Here is a 25,239-nt window from a genome sequence, read left to right on the forward strand (position 1 = left end):
CCGCACCCGCACCCGCACCCGCACCCACGTAAGCCCCAGCCCCGCCCATCCCCATACACCCCCTACACACCTCCCATATGCCCCATATGCGTCCTATGCCCCCACGCACCCGTTCACCCATCCCCCTCCTCCAGGAGCGATCCATGCGCACCCAGAGCCGACGGAGGCCGCGAGTCACACTCGCCATGGCCGCCGCGGGAACGCTGCTCGCACCGCTGCTCTCCGGCTGCTGGGTCGGAGCGGGCGGATCCGGTTCCGGCGGTGACTCCGTCAACGTCCTGATGGTCAACAATCCCCAGATGGTGGAGCTCCAGAAGCTCACCGCCGCCCACTTCACCAAGGAGACCGGCATCAAGGTGAACTTCACCGTGCTGCCGGAGAACGACGTCCGCGACAAGATCAGCCAGGACTTCGCCAACCAGGCCGGCCAGTACGACGTGGCGACGCTGTCCAACTACGAGATCCCCATCTACGCCCGCAACGGCTGGCTGCACGAGATGAACAGCTATGTCGCCAAGGACCCGTCGTACGACGAGAAGGACGTCCTCAAGCCGATGCGCCAGTCGCTCACCGGCGACGACGGCAAGCTCTACGGCCAGCCCTTCTACGGCGAGTCGTCCTTCCTGATGTACCGCAAGGACGTGTTCGAGGCGAAGGGGCTGAAGATGCCCGCGCACCCCACCTGGGACCAGGTGGCGGACCTGGCCGCGAAGGCGGACGGCGCCAAGTCCGGGATGAAGGGCATCTGTCTGCGCGGACTGCCCGGCTGGGGCGAGATCATGGCGCCGCTGACCACGGTGGTGAACACCTTCGGCGGCACCTGGTTCGACAAGGACTGGAAGGCCCGGCTCACCGACCCCGCGTTCGAGAAGGCGACCAAGTTCTACGTCGACCTGGTACGTGCGCACGGCGAGTCCGGCGCCCCGCAGTCCGGCTTCGCGGAGTGCCTGAACAACCTCACCCAGGGCAAGGTCGCCATGTGGTACGACGCCACTTCCGCGGCCGGTTCCCTGGAGGCGGACAAGTCCCCGGTCAAGGGCAAGATCGGCTACGCCCCGGCGCCGGTGGAGAAGACCGAGTCCTCCGGCTGGCTCTACACCTGGGCGTGGGGCATACAGAAGGCCTCCCGCAACACCGACAAGGCGTGGAAGTTCGTCTCGTGGGCCTCCAGCAAGGAGTACGAGCAGCTGGTCGGCGACACCATCGGCTGGTCCAACGTGCCCGCCGGCAAGCGGGCGTCGACGTACGAGAACCCCGACTACCGCGAGGAGGCGGGCGCCTTCCAGGAGATGACCCGAGAGGCCATCGAGAACGCCCGCCCCAACGACCCCGGCGTGCAGCCGCGGCCCGCGCCCGGCATCCAGTTCGTCGGCATCCCCGAGTTCACCGATCTCGGCACCAAGGTCTCCCAGGAGATCAGCGCGGCCATCGCCGGACGCCAGTCCGTCGAGTCGGCCCTGAAGAAGTCCCAGAAGCTCGCCGAGCAGATCTCCGAGGAGTACGAGGGACGATGACCGCCACCACCGCGGCCCCCGTGGCCGCCCCTCCCGAGCAGCACGTGAAGCAGCCCTCCGCGCGACTGCGCGCCTGGGCCACCCGGGCACCCCTGCTGCCCGCCCTGATCTTCATGATCGCCGTGACCCAGCTCCCCTTCGTGGCCACGCTGGTGATCTCCTTCTTCGACTGGAACGCGCTCTATCCCAAGGCCCGCAGGTTCACCGGCGTCGACAACTACCAGGAGGTGCTCACCGACTCCGCCCTGCGGCACTCGGTGTGGACGACGATCCTGCTGACCGTCGCCGTCGTCCTGGTCAGCCTCGTCCTGGGCCTCGCCCTCGCCCTCCTCCTGGACCGGAAGTTCCCGGGCCGGGGCGCGGTACGCACGCTGCTGATCGCCCCCTTCCTGGTGGTCCCGGTGGCGGCGGCGCTGCTGTGGAAGCACGTGCTCTACAACCCGGAGTACGGCCTGCTCAACGGGTTGCTCCACTACGTGGGCGGCCCCCAGCCGGACTGGATCTCCAACACCCCGCTGCTCGCCGTCGAGGCCTCCCTGGTGTGGCAGTGGACGCCCTTCATGATGCTGATCCTGCTGGCCGGGCTGCAGAGCCGCGACCACCAGCAGATCGAGGCCGCCCGGGTGGACGGCGCGAGCGACTGGCAGATCTTCGTCCATCTGACGCTGCCGCATCTGCGCCGCTACCTCGAACTGGGCGCGCTGCTCGGCTCGATCTACATCGTGCAGAACTTCGACGCGGTCTTCACGATCACGTCCGGCGGCCTGGGCACCGCCAACCTGCCCTACACCGTCTACCAGAGCTTCTACCAGGCCCATGAGAACGGCCTCGCCTCGGCGGCCGGCGTCCTGGTGGTCATCGGCTCCCTGATCATCGCCACCTTCGCGCTGCGCGTGGTGTCGTCCCTGTTCCGCGAGGAGGTGTCCCGCGCATGAGCGCCACCGCAGTACGCGTACGACCGTCCCGGACCGCCGGCGAGACCGGCGGCGCCAAGCGCCCCGGGCGGACCCGGGGGGCGGGCCTGGGCCTGCTGGCCTGGGTGCTGGGAGTGCTGTTCTTCCTGCCCATCGCCTGGATGGCGCTGACCTCCTTCCACTCGGAGGCCGACGCGGCGACCAACCCGCCGTCCTTCGCGGCCGCCCTCACCCTCGACGGCTACCGGGACTTCTTCGGCGTCGGCGGCGGGGCCAGCCCCTGGCCCGCGCTGATCAACTCGGCGGTGGCCTCGATCGCCTCCACGCTCTTCGTCCTCCTGCTCTCCTTCCCGGCCGCGTACGCGCTCTCCATCAACCGGGTGCGCAAGTGGACCGACGTGCTGTTCTTCTTCCTGTCGACGAAGATGCTGCCGGCGGTGGCGGGCCTGTTGCCGATCTACCTCTTCGCCAAGAACGCGGACATGCTCGACAACATCTGGCTGCTCGTCATCCTCTACACCTCCATGAACCTGCCGATCGCGGTGTGGATGATGCAGTCCTTCCTCGCCGAGGTGCCGGTCGCGGTCATCGAGGCGGCCCGGGTGGACGGGGCGCGGCTGCCTACGGTCCTGGCCCGTGTGGTGGCCCCGATCGCCCTGCCGGGCATCGCCGCCACCTCCCTGATCTGCTTCATCTTCAGCTGGAACGAACTGCTGTTCGCCCGGGTGCTGACGGGTGTGGCCGCCGAGACCGCCCCCGTCTTCCTGACCGGCTTCATCACCAGCCAGGGCCTGTTCCTGGCCAAGGTGTGCGCCGCGTCGCTCGTCGTCTCCCTGCCGGTGCTCGCCGCGGGGTTCGCCGCCCAGGACAAGCTGGTCCAGGGCCTGTCGTTGGGAGCCGTGAAATGAAGGCCGCCGTCATCGAGTCCGTGGGCCGCGCCGTCGTCACCGAGGTCCCGGACCCGACGCCGGGTCCCCGCGAGGTCGTCGTCGAGGTCGCCGCGTGCGGGCTGTGCGGCACCGATCTGCACATACTCCAGGGCGAGTTCGCGCCCAAGCTGCCGATCGTGCCCGGGCACGAGTTCGCCGGCGAGGTGGTCGGGGTCGGCGCACAGGTCACCGAGGTCGCGGTCGGCGACCGGGTGGCGGTGGACCCGTCCCTGTACTGCTACGAGTGCCACTACTGCCGCAGCGGGCACAACAACATGTGCGAGCGGTGGGCGGCGATCGGTGTGACGACGGCGGGCGGCGCCGCGCAGTACGCGGTGGCGCCGGTGGCCAACTGCGTGAAGCTCCCCGAGCACGTCCGCACCCAGGACGCGGCCCTCATCGAGCCGCTGTCCTGCGCGGTGCGCGGCTACGACGTCCTGAAGTCGCAGCTCGGCGCGCACGTCCTGATCTACGGGTCGGGGACGATGGGCCTGATGATGCTGGAGCTGGCCAAGCGGACGGGCGCGGCGAGCGTGGACGTCGTCGACATCAACCCGGCCCGGCTGGAGACGGCGCGGCGGCTCGGGGTGTCGGGGACGGCCGGCAACGCGGACGAGCTGGACCGGCCGCGGGGCTGGGAGCTGGTGGTCGACGCGACGGGGAACGCGGCGGCCATCCAGGACGGACTCGGACGGGTCGCCAAGGCGGGCACGTTCCTCCAGTTCGGGGTCGCGGACTACGCGACCCGGGTGGAGATCGACCCGTACCGGATCTACAACCAGGAGATCACCATCACCGGCTCGATGGCGGTGCTGCACAGCTACGAGCGGGCGGCGGAGCTGTTCGCCGGGGGCGTCCTGAACCCGGAGATCTTCATCAGCGACCGCCTCCCCCTGACGGAGTACCCGAAGGCGCTCGAACAGTTCGCGGCGGGCGTAGGTCGCAAGATCGTGGTGGTCCCGTAGGGCCCACCGGGAGAAGTCGCTTTCATTGGGCCACCGCCGCGGCGACACACCGGGTGCGCGAGCACCGGACCGCCGCGGCGGCCAGGGCCCCTGACCATGCGTGATCCCAACAAGGCTTCCTCCGTTGGTAGTTGACGACGCCGGACCGATTGACGAATCCGTGCCGCGCCCCCACAATCTCCCGATGTGGGAGCGCTCCCACACCAGTCGACGAGCCGCACTCGGGCAGCCCTTCGCACACACATTCCACCGGGCGCCCGGGCATCTGTCCCACGGGACCGTGATCGTGGCGCACGCCTGGCAGCTCGTCGGGTGCGCCGTCCTGGCGGGGGTGGGCCAGAACCTCTACTGGACGGCGAGCGGCCCGGCGGTCCTGTCGATCGCGGCGCCGGGCGAGCAGGACCGGTGGTTCAGCCTGGTGCGGGCGCTGCGCAACATCGGCATGGGCGCGGGGACGGTCCTCTTCGCCGCGGCGGAGGCGGCCGGCGGCGCGGCGGTCGGGCGCACGATGGTCCTGGCCGACGCCGTCAGCTTCGTCGTCGCGGGCGCGCTCGCCGTCTCCTCGCTCCCGGCGCCCCCGGCGTACGGCGGGAAGCCGGACGCGGGAAAGGTACGGAAGGAGACGTGGCGCGGCTACGGGCGCGTCCTGCGGGACGCCCCCTTTCACGGTGAACACCGTGCTCGTCGCGGGCACGCAGACCGTGTTCTCCCGGCTCCTGGACCGGGTGCCCGCCCCGACCACCCTGCGGCTGTCCGCACTGCCCTGGGCGCTGTGCTTCGTCGGACTGTGGGCGGCGCCCGTGTCCGCGCCGGCCGTCGCCATGGCCGTCGTCGGCGCGGCGACCGTCTGCTTCACCGCGGCGGAGATGGCGCACGCGCCGGTCATGAGCGCCCTCGTCGGCCGGCTCGCGCCGCGGGCCGCGCGCGGCCGCTACTTCGCGCTCCACCAGCTCTCGTGGAGCGTCGCCACCGCCCTGGCCCCCACCGTCTTCACCTGGCTCCTGCGGCTCGGGGCCGGATGGCTCTGGACGGCCCTGCTGGCCGCGTGCCTGGCGAGCACCGTCCTCCTGCGGCCACCACGCGGCCGTACGGCCGAAGGGGACGCGCGGGCCGGCGTCCTGCCGGGCGATCCTGTCCAGGTAAGGGAACGGTAAAGCGCCCCCGCTCGTTACACCCCACATGACAGCTATGACCCCCGGCTCGAACATCCCTCTCCCCGTCACACACGTGACGGTGGACGTCGCCGCCCCCGTGCGACTCGACGTATCGGGCCTGCTGCTCACCCCCGACGGCAAGGTCCGCACGGACGACGACTTCATCTTCTACAACCAGCCCACCGGCCCCGGTGTCACCTACCGCTCCGGCGGCGGCACGACGCCCGACGCCATCGGCATCGACACCACCGCCGTCCCGCCGGGCATCGAGAAGATCGTCGTCACCGCCAGCCCCGACGCCGCCGGCCAGACCTTCCAGGGCATCGAGCCCACCGCCACCCTCCGCAACGCGGCCGACGGCTCGGTGCTCGCCACGTTCACGCCCCCGCGGCTCGGCACGGAGACCGCGCTCGTGGTCATGGAGATCTATCTGCGCAACGGCGCGTGGAAGGCCCGCGCCGTCGGCCAGGGGTACGCCGACGGCCTCGCCGGGATCGCCACGGACTTCGGCGTCTCGGTGGAGGAACCGGCCCCCGCCGCCCCGCCGCAGCCGGTCGCCCCGCCGCAGCCGACGGCCCCGCCGCAGCCCACCGCGCCCCCGCCGGCCCCTGCGGCCGCCGCGCAGCCCCCCGCCCCCGGTGCCGGTGCCGGTGCCGGCAAGGTCAACCTGGACAAGGGCCGCGTCAGCCTCCAGAAGAACCAGACGGTGTCCCTGGTCAAGGGCGGCCGCCCGCTGCTCGCCCAGGTCAAGATGGGCCTCGGCTGGGAGCCGGCGTACCGCGGCAAGGACATCGACCTGGACGCCTCGGTCATCGCCTACGGCCCCCAGCGCGACCACGTCGACAGCTGCTACTTCGGCAAGCTGTCGATCCTGAACGGCGCGATCAAGCACTCCGGCGACAACCTCACCGGCGAGGGCGGCGGTGACGACGAGGTGATCGTGGTCGACCTCGGCCGCATCCCGCAGGAGGTCTCGGGCCTGGTCTTCACGGTGAACTCGTTCTCGGGCCAGAAGTTCACGGAGGTCGCCAAGGCGTACTGCCGCCTGATCGACGCCGCGACGGGCGAGGAACTGGTCCGCTTCGACCTCACCAACGCCGAGGCGCAGACCGGCGTGATGATGGCCAAGCTGGTCCGCCAGTTCTCCGGCGAGTGGGACATGACGGCCATGGGCGAGTTCGTGAAGTCCCGCACGGTACGGGGGATGGTGAAGCCGGCCGCCAAGGCGCTGTGACGCACGCACGGCCGGCCCGCGCGGCCGCCGGCTCCGGGGCGCCGCCCACCGGGCGCCCCGGGCCGTCGGCCCTCGCCTACCGCTGCTGGCGCTTCCAGGGGCCGGTGATGGCGAGCATGATGCCGGGGGTCTGGATGTTGGCGTAGAGGGTGCGGCCGTCGGGCGAGAAGGTGACGCCGGTGAACTCGCTGTACTCCGGCTCCTCTTCGGTGCCGATGTTCAGTTCGTTGCGGGCGATGGGGTACGTCCGCCCGCTGTCCGTCGCGCCGAACAGGTGCTGCACGCCCTCGCCGTCCTCGGCGATGACGAGGCCGCCGTAGGGGGAGACGGTGATGTTGTCGGGGCCGTCGAAGGCGCCGTCGGCGGCGGGGTCGGGGTTGACGCCGATGAGCACCTTCAGGGTGAGGGTGCGACGCCGGGGGTCGTAGAACCAGACCTGGCCGTCGTGCTGGACGGGGCTCTCGTCGCGGGCGTAGGAGGAGACGACGTAGGCGCCGCCGTCCGCCCACCACATGCCCTCCAGCTTGCGGGCGCGGGTGACCTGGCCGTCGGTGAACTGCTTGCGGACGGGGGTGGACGTGGCGTCGCGGTCGGGAACGTCGACCCAGTCGACGCCGTACACCGTGCCGGTCCGCGTGGCGCGGGAGAGGTCGTCGACGAATCTGCCGCCGGAGTCGAAGCACTTGAAGGCCTGGAGCACCCCGGCGTCGTCGGCGAGGGTGCGCAGCCGGCCGCGGCCGTGGCGGAAGCCGTGGGGCGGGGTCCAGCGGTAGAACAGGCCGTTGGGTCCGGAGGCGTCCTCGGTGAGGTAGAGCTGCCCGCGCCGGGGGTCGACGACGACGGCCTCGTGCGCGTACCGGCCCAGCGCCTTGACCGGCCGGGGGTCGCGGTTGGCCCGGCGGTCGGCGGGATCGACCTCGAAGACGTAGCCGTGGTCCTTGGTCATGCCGTTCTGGCCGGCCCGGTCCTCGGTCTCCTCACAGGTGAGCCAGGTGTCCCAAGGGGTGTGGCCGCCCGCGCAGTTGGTGGAGGTCCCGGCGATGCCCACCCACTCGGCGACGTGGTCGTGGCGCACCTCGACGACGGTGCAGCCGCCGGCCGCGGCCGGGTCGTACACCAATCCCTCGGTCAGCGGCACGGGGTACGGCCAGTCGGCGCGCGGGCCCTTCAGCTCGTGGTTGTTGACGAGGAGGGTGGCGCCGCGGGGACCGTCGAAGGTGGCGGTGCCGTCGTGGTTGGACGGCGTGTACTCGCCCGACTCGAGCCTGGTGCGGCCGCTGTGGGTGAGGACGCGATAGGAGAACCCGGCGGGCAGCGCGAGGACGCCCTTGGGGTCGGCGATCAGCGGACCGTAGCCGACGCCGCCGTGGTGGTGGTCCTCCGCGCTGTGGTGGTCGGTGGAGGCGAGCGCGTGCGGAGCGGTGGCGAGCGCACCGACACTGCCGGCCAGGGCGACCCCGACCCCGGTGAGCGCGGTTCGTCCGGTGAAGTCCCTGCGGGTGAGCGACATGCTGACTCCTGTGACGGGAAAGGCGACCGTGGAGGGTGGCGCACCGCGATTGCGGCGCCACGATGCCGCGCTCGCATGAACGCCAACCCAACGGGGCATGGCGCCCAGTGAGGGGCGCGGGGCCGTGTCCGCTGCGGCTCCGCCGCGTGGGCACGAAACGGGGCGGAACCGGCGCCCCCCGCTCACTCCCCCCGCTGCGACCGCGCCTTGAACGCCGCCTTCCGTGCCTCCTTCGCCACCCTCTTGTCCGGATGCAGGCGCCCCATCGCCTCCAGCACCTCCGCCGTCGCCGGATGCTCCACCCGCCACGCCGCCGCGAAGAACCCGCTGTGCCCCGCCGCCAACCCCTCCACCAGCTCCCGCAACTCCGCCGAGTTCCCCTCGGCGGCGAGCTGCGCCGCGACCGTGTCGATGGTCAGCCAGAACACCATCGACTCCGGCGGCGCCGGCACATCCACCGCCCCCCGCTCCGCGAGCCACACCCGCGCCAGCCCGCCCAGCTCCGCGTCGTCGAGCACCTCACGCAGCGCCGGCTCCGCCGCCCCGCCCACCAGGGCCAGCGCCTGCTGACAGCACAGCCGCCGCAACGGCGCCCCCGCGTCCACGCCCCGGGCCGCGCTCAGCAACTCCCGTGCCGCCGCGAGCGGTTCACGCCGGGCGAGCCACTGCTCGGTCTCGGCCCGGGCGGCGCCCGGCGGGAAGCCGGCGGTGCCGTCGAGGAGCACGTCGGCACCCTTGTCGGCCAGTTCGCCCACCGCGGGTGCCTCGAACCCCGCTTCGAGGAGCCGGACCCGCAGCCCGTACAGACCGAGCGGCGTCAGCCGCACCATGCCGTACCGGCTGACGTCGGCCTCGTCGACCGCGGACCCCTCGCCGGCCCCGCCGGCCTCGCCCTCGTCCGCCGCCTCGGCCAGCACGTCCTCGTCGACCGGCTGGAACTCGACGAGCCCCACCGGTTCGAGCAGCCGGAACTGGTCGTCGAGCCGCATCAGCGCGTCGGAGACCTGTTCGAGCACATCGTTCGTGGGCTCGCCCATGTCGTCCGGGACGATCATCGACGCGGCGAGCGCGGGCAGCGGCACCGGCCCTTCGCCGGGCCCGTCCTCGTCCACCGTCAGCAGATACAGATTGCCGAGCACCCCGTCGAGGAACGCGGCCTCCGCCTCCGGGTCCCAGTCGAGCGAGGACAGATCGACCTCGCCGTCCTCGCCCGCCTCCTCCAGCAGGGCGTCCACGTCGCCCAGGTCCGGCACGCTCGCGTCGGCGATCACGGTCTCCAGGGCGCCGAGCCACACGTCCAGCACGTCCTGCGGCGACCCGGAGGTGAGCAGCCGCAGGCTCTCCCCCGCCTCGACGGTGCCCCGCTCCTCGTCCGTGACGGTGACGAGCCCGGTGTTGACGGCAACCTGCCAGGCCTCGTCGGCGAGCCCCTCGGCGTGCTCGGCGGCCTCGGCGTCCTTCGGGTCGAGCCCGAGCGCCTCGGCCGCCGCCGGCAGCTGCTCCTCGACCAGTTCGCCACCGGCGTCGACACGGGTCTCGGGCCCGGCCCAGCGGGCCAGCCGGACGGCGCGCGTGAGCAGCGGTGTGGCGAGCGCGTCCCGCGCGAGCTCCGCTTCGGGGCGCAGCCGCACCGGCGGCAGGGGGGAGCTGTCTGACATCGGCTGGTTCTCCTCGTACGCCATGCGCCTGTGAGCGGTCCCGCGAGCAGCCGTACGACGGGGTGAACGTCGTACGACTCAACCGCTCAGCCTAGACGGATTTGGCCCCATGCCACCCGGTTCACGTTCCCGATGCCGGGCGTACATGGCCGAAACCTTGACAACTGGCCGACCCTGGCAGGAGATTGACGCGCGTAGAAACCGACGGACAGTGGTCCACCGGACACTCGTCGTCAATCGCGTCCTCGCCGTTCGGCCGAACCCCCGCGTTCGCGCCGAGTGCTTCCCAGTCAAGCGGTACCCGGAGGGATCCCCTTGCCGAGCAAGTCATCCGCGCGTCTCGCCGCGCTCACCGTCGCCGCCGTCTGCTCCACGGTGTCCGGCGTGGTCCTCACCTCGCCGGCGCACGCCGACGGTGTGCGCATCCATGACATCCAGGGCACGACCCGCATCTCCCCGTACGCCGGCCGGCAGGTCACCGACGTGGCCGGAATCGTCACCGGCGTGCGCGGCTACGGCTCGTCGAAGGGCTTCTGGATCCAGGACCCGGCGCCGGACGCCGACCCGGCCACCAGCGAGGGCGTGTTCGTCTTCACCAGCTCGGCGCCGAAGGTCGCGGCCGGCGACGCGGTGACGGTGTCGGGCACGGTCTCGGAGTACGTGCCCGGCGGTACCTCCAGCGGCAACCAGTCGGTCACCGAGATCACCAGGCCGGTGATCACCACCGTCTCCACCGGCAACGCGCTCCCGGCGCCGACGACGGTCGACGCCCGCTCGGTGCCGGACGCGTACACCCCGGCGGGCGACCCCGCCGCGAAGAACTCGGTCAACGGGCTGACGCTGCGGCCGAAGAAGTACGCCCTGGACTACTACGAGTCCCTGGAGGGCATGAACGTACGGGTCGCCGACACCCGTGTGGTGACGGCGACGGATCCGTACACCGAGCTGTGGGTCACCGTGAAGCCGCACGAGAACCCGACCCGGCGCGGCGGCACGGTCTACGGCTCCTACGCCTCCCAGAACACCGGCCGGCTGCAGATCCAGTCCCTCGGCTCCACCGCCGACTTCCCCGCGGCGACCGTCGGGGACACCCTCGCCGGGACCACCGCCGGGCCGCTGGACTACAACCAGTACGGCGGCTACACGCTGGTCGCGAGCGAGCTGGGCACGCTGAGGAAGGGCGGCCTGGAGCGGGAGTCGACGCACCGGCAGAGCGACCGCGAACTCGCGGTGGCCACGTACAACGTCGAGAACCTCGACCCGTCCGACGACACGTTCGCCGACCACGCCGCCGCGATCGTGCACCACCTGAAGTCGCCCGACATCGTGTCCCTGGAGGAGATCCAGGACAACAACGGCGCCACGGACGACGGCACGGTCGCCGCCGACCAGACGCTCGGCAAGCTGATCGACGCCATCGTCTCGGCGGGCGGCCCGCGTTACGAGTGGCGGGGCATCGACCCGGTCAACGACCAGGACGGCGGCGAGCCCGGCGGCAACATCCGCCAGGCGTTCCTGTTCAACCCCGAGCGGGTGTCGTTCACCGACCGTGCCGGGGGGACGTCCACGACGGCCGTGGGCGTGGAGAAGGTGCGCGGCAAGGCCCGGCTGACGGCCTCCCCGGGCCGCATCGACCCGGCGAGCTCGGCGTGGGAGGACAGCCGCAAGCCGCTGGCCGGGGAGTTCGTCTTCCGCGGCAGGACGGTCTTCGTGATCGCCAACCACTTCGCCTCCAAGGGCGGCGACCAGGGCCTGACGGCCCAGTACCAGCCGCCGGTACGCGGCTCGGAGACCCAGCGGCACGCCCAGGCGACGGAGGTCAACGGATTCGTCAAGGACATCCTCAAGGCCCAGAAGAACGCGCGGGTGATCGCCCTGGGCGACATCAACGACTTCGAGTTCTCGGGCACGGCCCGGCTCCTCGAGGACGACGGCGCCCTGTGGTCGGCGATCAAGTCACTGCCGAAGAGCGAGCGCTACACGTACGACTACCAGGGCAACAGCCAGGTCCTGGACCAGATCCTGCTCAGCCCGTCCCTCCGCCACCCCGGCAGGTACGCCTACGACAGCGTCCACATCAACGCGGAATTCCCCACCCAGATCAGCGACCACGACCCCCAGGTGGTCCGCGTCCACCTCTGAGCAGAGAGTTCCCCGCGCCTCCCCGAGGGGCGCGGGGCTGTCTCCGATCTGCGGCTCCGCCGCGGGGCGCGACAAGGACGGGAAGGGTGGAGGCGGCGGGGGCGCAAAAATCCGCCCCACCCCCGGAGGGGCCCTACCGCCGCCGCCCCCACCACACGCCCGCGGCGACAACCGCCCCCGCCCCCACCCCCGCGACAACCAACGGCACCCTCTGCCGCTCCGACACCCGCACCGCCGTACTCCGCAACTGCACGGACACCGCCCCCGCCCGATCCCGCAGATCCTCCGCCCGCGCCCGCGCCCGCCCCTTCACATCGGCCTTCCCGGCCAACTCCTCCACCGTGTCGCCGAGCGCCCCCCGCGTCTCCTCGATCTGCCGCCGCAACTCGTCCGGCCCCTTCGCCCCCGTCGCGTTCCGCCCGGAGGCCGGCACGGACCCGGCCAACTGCCCGGCGTCCCCCCGCTCCCGCGCTCCACCGTCGCCCGTCACCGGTGCACCCTCCCCTTGATCTCGTCGACATCGGCCTTGACGCTGTCCAGCGTCTCCTCCGGCTTCGGCGGCGTCGCCCGCCGCAACTGCGCCCGCCCCATCAGCCCGAGCACACCCGCCACCAGGAACAGCCCGGCCGTCACGATCAGCGCGGCGGCCCACACGGGCAACGCCACCGCGATCGCGGCGATGGCCGTGGCCGCCAGCGCCATCAGCCCGACGTAGGCGACGGCGCCCGCCCCACCCAGCAGCCCGCCGCCGCGCCCGGCCCGGCGCCCCTTCTCGGCGAGTTCCTCCTTGGCGAGGCTCACTTCCTGACGTACGAGCCGGGAGAGCTGTTCGGTCGCCTGACCGACGAGTTCCCCCACCGAATGGTGGTCCGGACGGTCCGGGTAGTGGACGGTGCGCACGGGCTTGGCCTCGGTCGTGGTCACGGTCCGCCTCCTCTCGTGTCGGAAGACCCCCGAGTACCCCTGCCCGCCGCCCCCTACCCCCTGCGGACCACCACCGATTAGCGAACGAGCCCCGCACCTCGTAGCAAATTTAAGTAGTGCTGCACAAAGAACCGCCCGACACTCCCCGTATGACACCCACACCACCCCGCCCCGCACCCTTCGGCCGCGTCCTGTGCGCGATGGTCACCCCCTTCACCGACGACGGCGCCCTCGACCTGGACGGCGCCCAACGGCTGGCCGCCCGCCTGATCGACGAGGGCTGCGACGGACTCGTCCTGTCCGGCACGACGGGCGAGTCCCCGACCACCACGGACGCGGAGAAGGCGGCGCTGGTACGGGCGGTACGGGAAGCCGTCGGTGGACGCGCGACGATCGTGGCGGGGGTCGGCACGGCCGACACCGCGCACACCACGGAGCTGGCCCGCGCGGCGGAGAAGGCGGGCGCCGACGGCCTCCTGGTCGTCGCCCCGTACTACAGCCGCCCCCCGCAGGACGCCGTCGAGGCCCATCTGCGCGAGGTCGCCGACGCGACCGGACTGCCCCTGATGCTCTACGACATCCCCGCCCGCACGGGCACCCGCATCGAACCGGAGACGATGCTCCGCCTCGCCGGACACCCCCGGATCGTGGCGGTGAAGGACTGCGCCCACGACCTCCTGGGCACCCAGAAGGTGCTGCACCGCACGGAGTTGGCGTACTACGCGGGCTGCGACGAACAGACCCTGGCCCTGTACGCGGTCGGCGGCGCCGGCTGCGTGAGCACCGTCGCGAACGTCGTACCGCGCCACTTCCGCGCGATCCTCGACACGTTCGACACCGGCGACACCACAGCCGCCGCCCGCCGCCAGCACGCGGCGAACGACCTGATCGAGGCCATGATGGCAACCCCCCTCCCCGGCACGGTCACCACCAAGGCCCTCCTCACCCGCCTGAACCTCCCCGCCGGCCCCGTCCGCCCACCCCTGCGCCCCGCCGACCGAAACACGGCCGACGGGCTGCTGGCGCTGTACGAGCGCCTGGCGGGCGGGGCCTGAACCCAGCCCGCCGGGCGCTGCCGAGGTTCTTCCGGCCCGTCAGTTGTGGGCGTGCAGGATGTCGTTCAGGCCGCCCCAGACCGCGTTGTTGGGGCGGGCCTCGACCGTGCCGGTGACCGAGTTGCGGCGGAAGAGGATGTTCGAGGCGCCGGAGAGTTCGCGGGCCTTGACGATCTGGCCGTCGGGCATGGTGACCCGGGTGCCCGCGGTGAGGTACAGGCCGGCCTCGACCACGCACTCGTCGCCGAGCGCGATGCCGACGCCCGCCTCGGCGCCGACCAGGCAGCGCTCGCCGAGGGAGATGATCACGTTGCCGCCGCCGGACAGGGTGCCCATCGTGGAGGCGCCGCCGCCGATGTCCGAGCCGTCGCCGACCACGACGCCGGCGGAGATCCGGCCCTCGACCATGGACGTGCCGAGCGTGCCGGCGTTGAAGTTCACGAAGCCCTCGTGCATGACCGTGGTGCCCGCGGAGAGGTGCGCACCGAGGCGGACCCGGTCCGCGTCGGCGATGCGGACGCCCTTCGGCACGACGTAGTCCGTCATGCGCGGGAACTTGTCGACCGAGGTCACCTGGAGGTGCAGGCCCTCGGCGCGGGCGTTGAGCCGCACCTTCTCGACGTCGTCGACGGCGACCGGGCCGAGCGAGGTCCAGGCGACGTTGGCGAGGAAGCCGAACTGGCCCTCCAGGCTCAGTCCGTGCGGCTTGACCAGACGGTGCGAGAGCAGGTGCAGGCGCAGGTAGACGTCGTGCGCGTCGAGCGGCTTGTCGTCCAGGGAGGCGATGACCGTGCGGACCGCGACGACCTCGACGCCGCGGCGGGTGTCCGGGCCGATCGCCTTGGCGGCGCCCTCGCCGAGCAGCTCCACGGCACGCTCGGCGGACAGCCGCTCGGTGCCGGCCGGGCCGGGGTTCCCGGTGAGCTCGGGGGCGGGGAACCAGGTGTCGAGAACGGTGCCGTCGGAGGTGAGGGTGGCGAGGCCGGTGGCGGCGGCGCCGGTGGTGCGGGTGGTCGTCATGTCGGTCATGACGGCAACCTAACCGGCGGGGATGGCCGGGGGCCAACCGGCGGGGCAGGGGGCGCCCTGCTCCCGGCGCGCTAATGGCCTCCGCCCATGTTCAGGACCACCACCCCCGCCACGATCAGTGCCAGGCCGGCCAGTTTCGCCGCGGTGAGGGTTTCACCGAAGGCCAGGAGGCCGATGGTGGCGATGGCGGCCGTGCCCACGCCGGACCAGATGGCGTAGGCCGTGCCGATCGAGACCGTCTTGAGGGTCTGGGCCAGCAGCGCGAAGGACAGCAGGTAGCCGACGGCGGTGATCAGGGAGGGCCAGAGCCGGGTGAAGCCCTCGCTGTACTTCATCGCGGTCGTGGCCGCCACCTCCGCCGCGATGGCCCCGCCGAGCAGCACGTATCCCATTCCCATGCGGGCGACTGTACGGCGCCCGGGCTACACCCCCGGCCGGAAGGCCACCGGTCCCGGCTCGCGCAGCCGGAGGACCCCGTCCCGCAGCCGGCGCTTGGCGCGGGCGGCCCGGCGCAGCGCCTCCACCCGCCGGTAACGCAGCAGTTCGCCCGCGCCGGGGCGGGCGTCACCGCCGGGCGCGTACCCGCGGGCGGCCAGCCGCTCGCCCAGTACCGCGTCCGCGAGCCGGATCTGTTCCGCGCTCAGCCGCCGCTCCCAGCTGCCCGCGCGGGAGGCGTCCAGCGCCCCGTGCGTACGCCGGTGCCAGGTCTTACGCGCGGGCACCGCACCGTGCGCGACCCGGTGCGGCTCGGTCATCTCCGGGGCGTACTCCTCGCCCAGGTACGCGCACAGCGCCCGCAGTTGCCCCTCGGGATCGGCGAGCAGGTCCTCGTAGCGCAGCTCGTACCAGCTCCCCGGGCCGAGCCGGCGCGCGAACCCCGCCGTCACGTCCATCACCTGCGCCCAGGTGGCGACCGCCTCGTGGAAGCCGCGGTGCCACCACGGCATCCCGAGCAGCGAGGCCGCGCAGTCGCGGCCGTCCCGTACGAGGTGCACGAACTGCGCCTCGGGGAAGAGCCGCAGGATCTCCGCCACGTGCAGCGCGTAGGCGGGCCGTTTGTCGCCCCAGCGGGCCTTGCCGTGCCGTTCGGCGTAGGCGTGCAGGGCGATGCCGAGGGCGGAGCCGAGCGTCGGGGGGCCGGTGGCGATCCGCCCGGCCACGGCACCGGCGTCGAGGCCGAGTTCGTGGAAGCGGGTCTCCTTGCGGCGGGTGATCCAGTCGGCGAGCGCGGCCCGGTTGTCCGGCCGGGTCAGGTCGCCGAAGCGGAGCCGTTCCGCGTAGGCAGGCAGTACGAACCTGGTCTCGGGCGGCAGCGCGATCCTGGGGTGCGCGTGCAGCATGAGCTGCAGCAGTGTCGTCCCGGAACGGGGACAGCCGAGCACGAACAGGGGCCGGACGGGCGGTGGAGACATGGCCATCATGCCACCGTGGCGCGCGGTGATGAGAGGAGGCTGGGAACGGGCTGAGAACCGCGTGGGAAGCGGATCGCGACGGCCCCCGGCACACCTCGGTGCCGGGGGCCGTCGCGACGTCGAGCGGGGATCAGACGTTGAAGCCCAGCGCCCGCAGCTGCTCACGGCCGTCGTCCGTGATCTTGTCGGGGCCCCACGGCGGCATCCAGACCCAGTTGATGCGCAGCTCGTTGACGAGGCCGTCCGTGGCGGACTTGGCCTGGTCCTCGATGACATCGGTCAGCGGACAGGCCGCGGACGTCAGGGTCATGTCGACGGTGGCGATGTTCGCCTCGTCGACGTGGATGCCGTAGATGAGGCCGAGGTTGACGACGTCGATGCCCAGTTCGGGGTCGACGACGTCCATCAGGGCCTCGCGGAGCTCCTCCTCCGAGGCCGGCTTCATCTCCACGGTGTCGGTCATGCCGTTGTCCTTTCGGGGTCGGCGCCGGCGTCCTGGAGGGCCTGGGCCGTCGCGTCCTTCCACGCCATCCAGCTCAGCAGCGCGCACTTGACCCGCGCCGGGTACTTGGAGACCCCGGCGAACGCGACCGCGTCCTCCAGGACCTCCTCCATCGCGTCGTCGGGCTCGACCTTGCCCTTGGACTGCATCAGCTCCAGGAAGGTCTCCTGGATCCGCTGCGCCTCGGCGACGTCCTTGCCGACGAGGAGGTCGTTCAGCACGGAGGCGGAGGCCTGGCTGATCGAACAGCCCTGGCCCTCGTAGCTGACGTCGCTGATGGTGGTGCCGTCGTACTTCACACGCAGCGTGATCTCGTCACCGCACGTCGGATTGACGTGGTGCACCTCGGCGTCGCCGTCCCGCAAGCCCCGTCCGTGCGGGTTCTTGTAGTGGTCGAGGATGACTTCCTGGTACATCGAGTCCAGCTTCACGCCTCAGCCCTTCATCCGAAGAAGTTCCGTACGTGCTCCAGACCGTCGATCAGCGCGTCGACCTCGCCCGGTGTGGAGTACAGATAGAACGACGCTCGCGTGGTCGCGGGAATTCCGTACCGCAGGCAGACGGGGCGGGCGCAGTGGTGGCCGACCCGTACCGCGATGCCCTGCTCGTCGAGGACCTGGCCCACGTCGTGCGGGTGGATGTCACCCAGGGTGAACGAGATCGCGGCGCCGCGGTCCTCGGCCGTGGTGGGGCCGATGAGCCGCAGGTCGGGGACCTCGAGCAGCCGCTTGACCGCGTACTCGGTGAGCGCGTGCTCGTGCGCGAGGACCTTGTCCATGCCGATCGAGTTCAGGTAGTCGATCGCCGCGCCGAGACCGACCGCCTGGGCGATCGGCGGGGTGCCCGCCTCGAACTTGTGCGGGGCCGGGGCGTAGGTCGAGGAGTGCATCGACACCGTCTCGATCATCTCGCCGCCGCCGAGGAACGGGGGCAGGTCCTCCAGGAGTTCCTGGCGGCCCCACAGCACGCCGATGCCGGTCGGGCCGCACATCTTGTGACCGGTGAAGGCCACGAAGTCGGCCTGGAGGGCCTGTACGTCCACGGGCATGTGCGGCGCGGCCTGGGAGGCGTCGACGCAGACCAGCGCGCCGACCTCCTGGGCGCGGCGGACTATCGCCTCGACCGGGTTGAGGGTGCCGAGGATGTTGGAGACCAGCACGAAGGAGACGATCTTCGTCTTCTCGGTGATGATCTCGTCGATGCGGGAGAGGTCGAGCCGGCCGTCGTCGGTCAGCCCGAACCACTTCAGCTTCGCGCCCGTGCGCTGTGCGAGCAGCTGCCAGGGCACGATGTTGGAGTGGTGCTCCATCTCCGTGATGACGATCTCGGTGTCGTGGTCGACCCGGTACGGCTCGTCGGCCCAGCCGAGCATGTTGGCCACGAGGTTGAGCGACTCGGAGGCGTTCTTGGTGAAGATCACCTCGTCGCGGCTCGGAGCGTTGATGAACGCGGCGACCTTGTCGCGCGCGCCCTCGTACAGCGCCGTGGCCTCCTCGGCGAGCACGTGCACGCCCCGGTGGACGTTGGCGTTGTGCTGCTCGTAGTACTCGTCCAGGACGTCGATCACCTGGCGCGGGGTCTGCGAGGTCGCCGCGTTGTCGAGATAGACGAGCCTGCGCCCGTCGTGGACCTGGCGGTCCAGGATCGGGAAGTCCTTGCGGATCGCCTCGGTGTCGAGGAGGCCCGGCAGCTGTGTCACTCGGATGCGCCGCCCTTCGTGTATGCCTCGTAGCCCTCTTCCTCGAGCTTGTCGGCGAGCTCGGCGCCGCCGGACTCGACGATGCGGCCCGCGGAGAAGACGTGGACGTAGTCGGGCTTGATGTAGCGCAGGATGCGCGTGTAGTGCGTGATCAGCAGCGTGCCGACCTCGCCGGTCTCGCGGACGCGGTTGACGCCCTCGGAGACGATGCGCAGGGCGTCGACGTCGAGACCGGAGTCGGTCTCGTCGAGGATGGCGACCTTCGGCTTGAGCAGTTCGAGCTGGAGGATCTCGTGGCGCTTCTTCTCACCGCCGGAGAAGCCCTCGTTGACGTTGCGCTCGGCGAAGGAGGAGTCCATGTGGAGGCGCTCCATGGCCTCCTTGACCTCCTTGACCCAGGTGCGCAGCTTGGGGGCCTCGCCGCGGACGGCGGTGGCGGAGGTGCGCAGGAAGTTGCTCACCGACACGCCAGGGACCTCGACCGGGTACTGCATGGCGAGGAAGAGGCCGGCGCGGGCGCGCTCGTCGACGGACATCTCCAGGACGTCCTCGCCGTCGAGGGTGACGGTGCCGCCGGTGATCGTGTACTTGGGGTGACCCGCCAGCGAGTAGGCGAGGGTCGACTTGCCGGAGCCGTTGGGGCCCATGATGGCGTGCGTCTCGCCCTGCTTCACGGTGAGGTCGACGCCCTTGAGGATCTCCTTCGTGGCGTTGTCGGCCTCGACGGTGACGTGCAGGTCTCGGATTTCAAGCGTTGCCATGGGTGCCTCAGGACTCCTGGGTGAGGGAGACGAGCACGTCGTCCCCTTCGATCTTTACGGGGTATACGGGGACGGGACGCGTCGCCGGGGGGCTGTCGGGCTTTCCGGAACGGAGGTCGAAGCGCGAGCCGTGCAGCCAGCACTCGATGTGGCAGTCGTCGACCTCCCCCTCGGAGAGGGAGACGTTGGCGTGCGAGCAGATGTCGTGAATGGCGAACACCTCGCCCTCGGTGTGCACGAGGGAGACGGGCGTGCCGTCGAGTTCCACCCGCTTGGGGGTGTCCTCCTCCAGCTCGCTCAGCCCGCAGGCGCGTACGAAGGTCATGCGACCGACGCCTCCAGCTCCTCCTCGATCTTGGCGAGCAGGCGCTCCTCGATGTCGGCGACACCGATCCGCTGCACGAGCTCGGCGAAGAAGCCGCGCACGACCAGGCGGCGGGCGTCGATCTCGGGGATGCCGCGGGCCATCAGGTAGAAGAGCTGCTCGTCGTCGAAGCGGCCGGTGGCGGAGGCGTGGCCGGCGCCGACGATCTCGCCGGTCTCGATCTCCAGGTTCGGCACCGAGTCGACGCGGGCGCCGTCGGTGAGGACCAGGTTCCGGTTCATCTCGTAGGTGTCGGTGCCCTCGGCCTTGGCCTCGATGAGCACGTCACCGATCCACACGGCGTGCGCGGAGTCGCCCTGGAGGGCGCCCTTGTAGACGACGTTGGACGTGCAGTGGGGGGTGTTGTGGTCGACCAGGAGGCGGTGCTCGTGGTGCTGGCCCTTGTCGGTGAAGTAGAGGCCGATCAGCTCGGCCTCGCCGCCGGTGCCGGCGTAGGAGACGCGCGGGTGGATGCGCACCAGGTCGCCGCCGAAGGTGACGACGATGTGCCGGAAGGTGGCGTCCCGGCCGACGAGGGCGCTCTGCTGGGAGGCGTGGACGGCGGTGTCGTCCCAGTCCATGACGGTGACGACGGTGAGCTTGGCGCCGTCCCCGAGGACGTACTCGACGTTGGCCGCGCGCACGGTGTCGCCGGTGTGGTCGATGACGACGGTGGCCTCGGCGAAGGCGCCGAGCTCGAAGACGGTGTGCCCGTAGGTCACGCCGCCCTCGCCGTGCAGGGCCAGGCGGATCGGCTCGGTGAGCGCGGTCTCCTTGGGCACGGTGACGATCGTCGCCTTCTCGAAGGCGGAGTAGGCCTGGGCCGCGACCCGGTCCACGGGGGCGCCGGTCCGGCCGAGCCGGGCGTCGTCCCGGGCGACGGACTCGACACTCACGCCGTCGGGGGCGGAGATCTCGGCCTTCATCGAGCCGTCGGCGACGGCGGTGCCGTCGTGCAGCCCGCGCAGGCGTTCGAGGGGGGTGAAGCGCCACTCCTCCTCACGGCCGTGCGGAACCGGGAAGTCCGCCACGTCGAAGGACGGCGGCGCGCTCATGCGCGTGGCGACGGTCGACTCGGCGGCCACCGCGATCGAGCCGGCGGTGGTGGATCCCACCGATGGGGGTCCCCCCGCCCGAGTCGATTCGAGGGTGGGGGAGGTGTGGGCCTCGGCCATGGCTGTCGTCGTGCTCTCTTCCTGCGTGTTGTGGTGTTCCGCGGCCCGCCCGGGCGGGCGGGCCGTCGGCTGTGCGCGGGGGCGGCGGGTCAGCCGACCGCGCCCTCCATCTGCAGCTCGATCAGCCGGTTGAGCTCCAGCGCGTACTCCATCGGCAGTTCCTTGGCGATCGGCTCGACGAAGCCGCGCACGATCATCGCCATCGCCTCGTCCTCGCTCAGACCGCGGCTCATCAGGTAGAAGAGCTGGTCCTCGGAGACCTTGGAGACGGTCGCCTCGTGGCCCATGGACACGTCGTCCTCGCGGACGTCGACGTACGGGTACGTGTCCGAGCGGGAGATGGTGTCGACGAGCAGGGCGTCGCAGAGCACGTTCGACTTGGCGCCGGGGGCGCCCTCGCCGATCTCGATGAGGCCGCGGTAGGAGGTGCGGCCGCCGCCGCGGGCCACGGACTTCGAGACGATGTTGGACGACGTGTTCGGCGCCATGTGGACCATCTTGGCGCCCGCGTCCTGGTGCTGGCCCTCGCCCGCGAAGGCGATGGAGAGCGTCTCGCCCTTGGCGTGCTCGCCCATCAGGTAGACGGCGGGGTACTTCATCGTCACCTTGGAGCCGATGTTGCCGTCGATCCACTCCATGGTGGCACCCTCGTAGGCGACGGCACGCTTGGTGACCAGGTTGTAGACGTTGTTCGACCAGTTCTGGATGGTCGTGTAGCGGCAGCGGGCGTTCTTCTTGACGATGATCTCGACGACCGCGGAGTGCAGCGAGTCCGACTTGTAGATCGGCGCCGTGCAGCCCTCGACGTAGTGCACGTAGGCACCCTCGTCGACGATGATCAGGGTCCGCTCGAACTGGCCCATGTTCTCCGTGTTGATGCGGAAGTAGGCCTGGAGCGGGATCTCGACGTGCACGCCCTTCGGCACGTAGATGAAGGAGCCGCCGGACCACACGGCCGTGTTCAGCGCGGCGAACTTGTTGTCACCGGCCGGGATGACCGTGCCGAAGTACTCCTTGAAGAGCTCGGGGTGCTCCTTCAGGGCGGTGTCGGTGTCCAGGAAGATGACGCCCTGCTCCTCCAGGTCCTCGCGGATCTGGTGGTAGACGACCTCCGACTCGTACTGCGCGGCGACACCGGCGACCAGGCGCTGCTTCTCCGCCTCCGGGATGCCGAGCTTGTCGTAGGTGTTCTTGATGTCCTCGGGCAGGTCCTCCCAGGACTCCGCCTGCTTCTCCGTGGAGCGCACGAAGTACTTGATGTTGTCGAAGTCGATCCCCGACAGGTCCGAGCCCCAGTTCGGCATCGGCTTCTTCTCGAAGAGCCGCAGGCCCTTCAGCCGCAGCTTCGTCATCCACTCCGGCTCGGACTTCTTGCCCGAGATGTCGCGGACGACGTCCTCGTTGATGCCGCGCTTGGCGGAGGCACCGGCCGTGTCGGAGTCGGCCCAGCCGTATTCGTACTTGCCCAGGCCCTCGAGTTCGGGGTGGGCAGTCTCCGTGGGGAGAGTCATGCGGGGTTCCTCCCGGCCGTGCGTGCAGATGCTTCGTGGGAAATCTTGGGGATGAACGTCGTGCAGACGCCGTCGCCGTGCGCGATGGTCGCCAGTCGCTGCACGTGTGTACCCAACAGTTGGGAGAACACTTCTGTTTCCGCCTCGCAGAGCTGCGGGAACTGTTCCGCGACGTGGGCGACCGGGCAGTGGTGCTGGCAGAGCTGCTCGCCGTGGTGCGGGAGGGGCGCGCTGCGTGCCGTGGCAGCGTACCCGTCCGCGCTCAGCGCCCTGGCCAGGGCCTCGGTGCGCTCCTCGGGGTCGGCGGCGTCGATCGCCGCACGGTAGGCGGCGGCCTGCTCGGCGATCCGGGCGCGGGCGAAGGCGACGACCGCCTCGTCGCCGCCGAAGCGCTCCCGGATGAAGCGGAGCGCGTCCGCGGCGAGCTGGTCGTAGGACTGGTCGAAGGCGTCCCGGCCGCAGTCGGTCAGCGCGAACACCTTGGCGGGACGGCCGCGGGTGCGGGCGCCGTAGACCCGGCGCTCACGGGCCTCCACGACGTTGTCCGCGAGCAGCGCGTCCAAATGCCGGCGTACGGCGGCCTGGGTGAGGCCGAGGCGGCCGGCGAGCTCGGCGACGGTCGAGGGGCCGTGGTCCAGGACGGAGCGCGCGACACGGTTGCGGGTGGACCGCTCACCGGTCGCGAGTTCCTCCTGCGGAGCCTCGCCGACGTTTTTCACAACGCCATTGTTGCGTAATTCGCCGGGCCCCGGCAAGCGAGGGTCCGCCGGGCGGGTGGTGGGCTGGATCACTTAGGCATACCTAAGCTGACCTGCGGAAACGGTTCGGGGGCGCGTGGGGTGCGGGCCGGTGGGGGCCGTCCACGCAGTTCCCCGCGCCCCTACAAGCGGGGGGTGCCACCTGCTCTTTTAGGGGCGCGGGACTCTGTCGATCCGCGGCTCCGCCGCGTGGGCGCGACAAGCCACAACGCGCCCCGCACCCGCCGAACCACAGCACCCCCCGACCCGGAAGGCGCCCGGAAGCCATGCGTCACCCCCTGCCCCCACCCCCGCGCGGAGCGCACCCCAGGCGAACCTAGACTCGGGGCATGCGAAGCGACCCGGTCGTCCACGTGCGCGCCCTGGTGAAGCGGTACGGCGCCAAGACCGCCGTCGACGGTCTCGACCTCGTGGCCCGCCCCGGCGTCACCGCCGTGCTCGGCCCCAACGGTGCGGGCAAGACCACCACCGTGGAGACCTGCGAGGGCTACCGCAGACCGGACTCCGGAACCGTCCGCGTGCTCGGCCTCGACCCCGTGCGCGAGGGCGCCGCCCTGCGCCCCCGCATCGGCGTGATGCTCCAGTCCGGCGGCGTCTACTCCGGCGCCCGCGCCGAGGAGATGCTGCGCCACGTGGCGAAGCTGCACGCCCACCCGCTGGACGTCGACGCGCTGATCGAGCGGCTCGGCCTCGACTCGTGCGGCCGTACGAGCTACCGCCGGCTCTCCGGCGGCCAGCAGCAGCGCCTCGCGCTCGCCATGGCCGTCGTCGGCCGCCCGGAGCTGGTCTTCCTCGACGAGCCCACCGCCGGCCTGGACCCGCAGGCCCGCCGCGCCACCTGGGACCTCGTCCGGGACCTGCGCGCCGACGGCGTCTCCGTCATCCTCACCACGCACCACATGGACGAGGCCGAGCAGCTCTCCGACGACGTGGCCATCATCGACGGCGGCCGGGTCATCGCCCAGGGCTCTCCCGAGGAGCTGTGCCGCGGCGGCGCCGAGAACACCCTGCGCTTCACCGGCCGCCCCGGCCTCGACGTGGGCTCGCTGCTCAAGGCGCTGCCCGCCGACTGCACGGCCGCGGAGCTGACGCCGGGCTCGTACCGGGTCGCCGGCAAGATCGATCCCCAGCTGCTGGCCACCGTCACCTCCTGGTGCGCGCAAGCCGGGGTGATGCCGGACCGCATCTCGGTCGAACGGCACACCCTCGAAGACGTCTTCCTGGAGCTCACCGGCAAGGAGCTGCGCTCGTGACCACCGCCACCGGTACCGGCACCTACGCCCCCAAGCCCGGCGCGGCCCCGCTGCCGCGCATGATCGGGGCGCAGGCCGTGCTCGAGACGAAGATGCTGCTGCGCAACGGCGAACAGCTGCTGCTGACCGCCGTCATCCCCACACTGCTGCTCGTCCTCTTCGCTTCCGTCGACATCGTCGACACGGGCGCGGGCAAGGCCGTCGACTTCCTGGCCCCCGGCATCCTGGCGCTCGCCGTGATGTCGACGGCGTTCACCGGGCAGGCGATCGCCACCGGCTTCGAACGGCGCTACGGCGTCCTGAAGCGGCTCGCCACCTCCCCGCTGCCCCGCTGGGCCCTGATGACCGCCAAGACGCTGTCCGTGCTGGTGACCGAGGCGCTCCAGGTGGCCCTGCTGACCGCGATCGCCTTCGCGCTCGGCTGGTCCCCGCACGGCAACCCGGGCGCGGTGCTGCTCCTGCTGGTGCTCGGCACCGCCGCGTTCTCCGGGCTCGGCCTGCTGATGGCGGGCACGCTGAAGGCGGAGGCCACACTGGCCGCCGCCAACCTGGTCTTCCTGCTGCTGCTGGTCGGCGGCGGCGTGATCGTGCCGCTGGACAAGTTCCCGGGCGCCGCCCAGGACGTCCTGGGGCTGCTGCCCATCTCCGCGCTCTCGGACGGGCTGCGGGACGTGCTGCGCGACGGCACCGGGATGCCGTGGGGCGACCTCGGGATCCTGGCCGTCTGGGCGGTCGTGGGGCTCGCGGCGGCGGGGCGGTTCTTCCGCTGGGAGTGA

Annotated in this window: 26 protein-coding genes; 10 read left to right on the forward strand and 16 right to left on the reverse strand. The window is 71.4% G+C overall.

The genetic code is table 11. The features are described from left to right. Window positions 1-143 precede the first annotated feature (143 nt). The 4 genes from OIE12_RS07755 to OIE12_RS07770 are packed head-to-tail and all read left to right on the forward strand — an operon-like array spanning window position 144 to window position 4,322. Window positions 144-1,514: an ABC transporter substrate-binding protein gene (locus OIE12_RS07755; RefSeq protein WP_329133105.1), complete on the forward strand. Its 1,371-nt coding sequence runs from the start codon at window positions 144-146 to the stop codon at window positions 1,512-1,514. Then, window positions 1,511-2,449, forward strand: a complete 939-nt coding sequence (locus OIE12_RS07760) for a carbohydrate ABC transporter permease (protein WP_329133107.1) — start codon at window positions 1,511-1,513, stop codon at window positions 2,447-2,449. The genes OIE12_RS07755 and OIE12_RS07760 overlap by 4 nt, the downstream gene beginning before the upstream one ends. Next, window positions 2,446-3,336: a carbohydrate ABC transporter permease gene (locus OIE12_RS07765; protein WP_329133109.1), complete on the forward strand. Its 891-nt coding sequence runs from the start codon at window positions 2,446-2,448 to the stop codon at window positions 3,334-3,336. Before OIE12_RS07760 ends, OIE12_RS07765 begins: the two co-directional genes overlap by 4 nt. Further along, entirely contained in the window at window positions 3,333-4,322 is a 990-nt protein-coding gene (locus tag OIE12_RS07770) for a zinc-dependent alcohol dehydrogenase family protein (RefSeq protein WP_329133110.1), read from the forward strand. Before OIE12_RS07765 ends, OIE12_RS07770 begins: the two co-directional genes overlap by 4 nt. Window positions 4,323-4,667: 345 nt before the next feature. Here the strand turns inward: OIE12_RS07770 and OIE12_RS07775 are convergent, their stop codons facing one another. Then, window positions 4,668-4,829 carry a hypothetical protein gene (locus OIE12_RS07775; protein ID WP_329133112.1) on the reverse strand — a complete coding sequence of 54 codons (162 nt, stop codon included), beginning with the start codon at window positions 4,827-4,829 and terminating at the stop codon, window positions 4,668-4,670. 161 nt (window positions 4,830-4,990) lie between these two features. Between OIE12_RS07775 and OIE12_RS07780 the strand changes: the two genes are divergently transcribed. Then, window positions 4,991-5,476: an MFS transporter gene (locus OIE12_RS07780; RefSeq protein WP_329133114.1), complete on the forward strand. Its 486-nt coding sequence runs from the start codon at window positions 4,991-4,993 to the stop codon at window positions 5,474-5,476. 34 nt (window positions 5,477-5,510) lie between these two features. Then, window positions 5,511-6,710: a TerD family protein gene (locus OIE12_RS07785; protein WP_329141764.1), complete on the forward strand. Its 1,200-nt coding sequence runs from the start codon at window positions 5,511-5,513 to the stop codon at window positions 6,708-6,710. A 76-nt stretch (window positions 6,711-6,786) separates the two neighbouring features. Here the strand turns inward: OIE12_RS07785 and OIE12_RS07790 are convergent, their stop codons facing one another. Both OIE12_RS07790 and OIE12_RS07795 read right to left on the reverse strand, forming a co-directional pair. Next, on the reverse strand, window positions 6,787-8,220 hold the full coding sequence (locus OIE12_RS07790; RefSeq protein WP_329133116.1) for an alkaline phosphatase PhoX: 1,434 nt from the start codon (window positions 8,218-8,220) through the stop codon (window positions 6,787-6,789). Window positions 8,221-8,402: 182 nt separating this feature from the next. Then, window positions 8,403-9,878 (reverse strand): hypothetical protein, encoded by a 1,476-nt coding sequence (locus OIE12_RS07795; RefSeq protein ID WP_329133118.1) that lies wholly within the window; start codon window positions 9,876-9,878, stop codon window positions 8,403-8,405. 315 nt (window positions 9,879-10,193) lie between these two features. On the opposite strand from OIE12_RS07795, the gene OIE12_RS07800 reads away from it, so the two are divergent. Next, complete coding sequence (locus OIE12_RS07800) at window positions 10,194-12,020, forward strand: endonuclease/exonuclease/phosphatase family protein (protein WP_329133120.1); 1,827 nt, start codon at window positions 10,194-10,196, stop codon at window positions 12,018-12,020. A gap of 133 nt (window positions 12,021-12,153) precedes the next feature. On the opposite strand, the gene OIE12_RS07805 is transcribed toward OIE12_RS07800, so the two are convergent. Both OIE12_RS07805 and OIE12_RS07810 read right to left on the reverse strand, forming a co-directional pair. Further along, a complete protein-coding gene (locus tag OIE12_RS07805; protein WP_443054027.1) occupies window positions 12,154-12,465 on the reverse strand; it encodes a DUF3618 domain-containing protein in 312 nt (103 codons plus the stop codon). A 41-nt stretch (window positions 12,466-12,506) separates the two neighbouring features. Continuing rightward, a complete protein-coding gene (locus OIE12_RS07810) occupies window positions 12,507-12,944 on the reverse strand; it encodes a phage holin family protein (protein ID WP_234307563.1) in 438 nt (145 codons plus the stop codon). A 149-nt stretch (window positions 12,945-13,093) separates the two neighbouring features. Here OIE12_RS07810 and dapA point away from each other — a divergent pair, with 149 nt between their 5' ends. Further along, on the forward strand, window positions 13,094-13,999 hold the full coding sequence (gene dapA, locus OIE12_RS07815; RefSeq protein WP_329133125.1) for a 4-hydroxy-tetrahydrodipicolinate synthase: 906 nt from the start codon (window positions 13,094-13,096) through the stop codon (window positions 13,997-13,999). A 39-nt stretch (window positions 14,000-14,038) separates the two neighbouring features. On the opposite strand, the gene dapD is transcribed toward dapA, so the two are convergent. From dapD to OIE12_RS07870, 11 genes are all read right to left on the reverse strand, one after another. Further along, a complete protein-coding gene (gene dapD / locus OIE12_RS07820) occupies window positions 14,039-15,028 on the reverse strand; it encodes a 2,3,4,5-tetrahydropyridine-2,6-dicarboxylate N-succinyltransferase (protein ID WP_329133127.1) in 990 nt (329 codons plus the stop codon). 71 nt (window positions 15,029-15,099) lie between these two features. Continuing rightward, a complete protein-coding gene (locus OIE12_RS07825) occupies window positions 15,100-15,420 on the reverse strand; it encodes a DMT family transporter (protein WP_329141766.1) in 321 nt (106 codons plus the stop codon). Between the two features lie 30 nt (window positions 15,421-15,450). Then, window positions 15,451-16,440 carry a sulfotransferase family protein gene (locus tag OIE12_RS07830; protein WP_329133129.1) on the reverse strand — a complete coding sequence of 330 codons (990 nt, stop codon included), beginning with the start codon at window positions 16,438-16,440 and terminating at the stop codon, window positions 15,451-15,453. A gap of 130 nt (window positions 16,441-16,570) precedes the next feature. Beyond that, the gene (locus OIE12_RS07835) at window positions 16,571-16,903 is read right to left on the reverse strand and encodes a metal-sulfur cluster assembly factor (protein ID WP_329133131.1); all 333 of its coding nucleotides are present in this window, start codon (window positions 16,901-16,903) and stop codon (window positions 16,571-16,573) included. Continuing rightward, entirely contained in the window at window positions 16,900-17,373 is a 474-nt protein-coding gene (gene sufU / locus OIE12_RS07840) for a Fe-S cluster assembly sulfur transfer protein SufU (RefSeq protein ID WP_030380591.1), read from the reverse strand. The genes OIE12_RS07835 and sufU overlap by 4 nt, the downstream gene beginning before the upstream one ends. 11 nt (window positions 17,374-17,384) lie before the next feature. Next, entirely contained in the window at window positions 17,385-18,641 is a 1,257-nt protein-coding gene (locus tag OIE12_RS07845) for a cysteine desulfurase (RefSeq protein ID WP_030380592.1), read from the reverse strand. Next, window positions 18,638-19,402, reverse strand: a complete 765-nt coding sequence (sufC, locus tag OIE12_RS07850) for a Fe-S cluster assembly ATPase SufC (RefSeq protein ID WP_329133134.1) — start codon at window positions 19,400-19,402, stop codon at window positions 18,638-18,640. Before sufC ends, OIE12_RS07845 begins: the two co-directional genes overlap by 4 nt. 7 nt (window positions 19,403-19,409) lie before the next feature. Then, the gene (locus OIE12_RS07855; protein ID WP_030380594.1) at window positions 19,410-19,727 is read right to left on the reverse strand and encodes a non-heme iron oxygenase ferredoxin subunit; all 318 of its coding nucleotides are present in this window, start codon (window positions 19,725-19,727) and stop codon (window positions 19,410-19,412) included. Then, window positions 19,724-20,941, reverse strand: a complete 1,218-nt coding sequence (gene sufD, locus OIE12_RS07860; protein ID WP_443053776.1) for a Fe-S cluster assembly protein SufD — start codon at window positions 20,939-20,941, stop codon at window positions 19,724-19,726. Before sufD ends, OIE12_RS07855 begins: the two co-directional genes overlap by 4 nt. Before the next feature lie 89 nt (window positions 20,942-21,030). Beyond that, window positions 21,031-22,452 carry a Fe-S cluster assembly protein SufB gene (gene sufB / locus OIE12_RS07865; protein ID WP_329133136.1) on the reverse strand — a complete coding sequence of 474 codons (1,422 nt, stop codon included), beginning with the start codon at window positions 22,450-22,452 and terminating at the stop codon, window positions 21,031-21,033. After that, a complete protein-coding gene (locus tag OIE12_RS07870; protein WP_329133138.1) occupies window positions 22,449-23,171 on the reverse strand; it encodes a helix-turn-helix transcriptional regulator in 723 nt (240 codons plus the stop codon). Before OIE12_RS07870 ends, sufB begins: the two co-directional genes overlap by 4 nt. Window positions 23,172-23,539: 368 nt before the next feature. On the opposite strand from OIE12_RS07870, the gene OIE12_RS07875 reads away from it, so the two are divergent. Continuing rightward, window positions 23,540-24,463, forward strand: a complete 924-nt coding sequence (locus tag OIE12_RS07875; RefSeq protein WP_329133140.1) for an ABC transporter ATP-binding protein — start codon at window positions 23,540-23,542, stop codon at window positions 24,461-24,463. A 59-nt stretch (window positions 24,464-24,522) separates the two neighbouring features. Next, window positions 24,523-25,239, forward strand: coding sequence for an ABC transporter permease (locus OIE12_RS07880; protein ID WP_329141770.1), 717 nt, complete (start codon window positions 24,523-24,525; stop codon window positions 25,237-25,239).

Source organism: Streptomyces sp. NBC_00670 (assembly GCF_036226765.1).
Lineage (GTDB): Bacteria > Actinomycetota > Actinomycetes > Streptomycetales > Streptomycetaceae > Streptomyces.